This is a genomic window from uncultured Limnohabitans sp. (genome assembly GCF_937889215.1).
Classification (GTDB): Bacteria; Pseudomonadota; Gammaproteobacteria; order Burkholderiales; family Burkholderiaceae_C; genus Limnohabitans_A.
The window spans coordinates 1-1,261 of record NZ_CALBEX010000212.1; the positions used below are offsets into that span (position 1 = coordinate 1).

Here is a 1,261-nt window from a genome sequence, read left to right on the forward strand (position 1 = left end):
AACCCTGCGGATAGGAAATCCAACCGCATGAGGACAATTATGACCCATGTTTTGGGCATCACAGGCCTTCAGCCTGGGTCTGCCTGAGCGCTTGTTCAAGGCCAGTCGCCCGAGATTTTTCGGTTTGCGCATTTTTGGGCAGCACCAGGCGCAGCCCTGCCCCGCAGCGTTGGCAAAACCGCTGCCGCCATTGCTCACCAACTGATGCGCTGATCGACCTCAAAGTCCGGCGCCGGTTGGGCCGCTTCGTCCCAATCTGGCTCAACCTCGACACCCTCGCCCATGGGCGCGTCGCACCCGTCCCACAGCGGCGGCCCGCGTGCTGGTGTGATGCGCGGTGGCTCTGTCTCCACCCCGATGTGATCCAGTATTTGCCGGATGTCGGCGCTGTAGGTGATGAAGGCGATGATGCGCATTTGCCCGCCACAGATGGGGCATACCAGCGGGAACACCTCGTAGATGCGGGCAATCAGCACCGCCCACAGGTAGTGCGCTGGGCGCTTAGGCTGCACCGGCTGGGTCGGCTCGGCCTGGGTTAGGAGTGGGTTGCCTGCCTCAGGTGCCGCTGCGCCCGCGACCGCCCCTGTGCTGGCTGGCTCAGCTTGCACCTGCGCCGGTTGTACCACTGCATCTTGTGCCAGCGCCGTGACAGCAGGCCTCAAGGGTGAGTTCGGTGCCAGAACGCCAAAGTAACGGTGGCGATGCGTGCGCGGTGGCGGCACCAAGGCTGCAATGCGGGCTATGAGTTCGAGCGGCGTGAGGTGCAGCTCATCTGCCTGTGCCCCGTGCTTTGCACCTCGGTTTGCGTTGCGTTGGTCGCGCCGGTCACTGCCTGGCTCGCTGCGCTGCTTGGCGCAGCGGTAGACCAACTCGCTGCCCGCTTTGCGCAGCCTATCCAACGCAAACGGGGGCCGTGCGCAGTACCGCAGCAAGCGCTCCAGGCCCGATCGGTCTTGTGCTGCTATGCACACGCTGGTGTCCACCGAAAACCCACTGTGTTTGTACCCCAGCATCTCCTTGGCCTCGAAGCCTTCGAGCAGGCCCCGGCCCACAAAGGCGCGCAGGATGCGCCGACGCAAACTGGCTTGGGCTTTGGCCACCGCTTCGGTGTCGATGCCGGTGGCCGGGTGGAAGATGACACCCGGCGCACAGGCTTGCGCACGGGCTTGAGCTTGAGCGGCAGCACCGCCCTCGCCCGCCACTTCCTCAAACACGCCATCGACTGCGCAGACGTGCAAGTGCACATGCTCATTGAGGCTGG

Annotated in this window: 1 protein-coding gene; it reads right to left on the minus strand. The window is 64.4% G+C overall.

Annotated elements, in window-relative coordinates:
• Positions 1-194: 194 nt before the first annotated feature.
• A partial coding sequence (locus Q0341_RS05485; RefSeq protein WP_299511079.1) for a transposase occupies positions 195-1,261 on the minus strand: 1,067 nt, incomplete at its 5' end.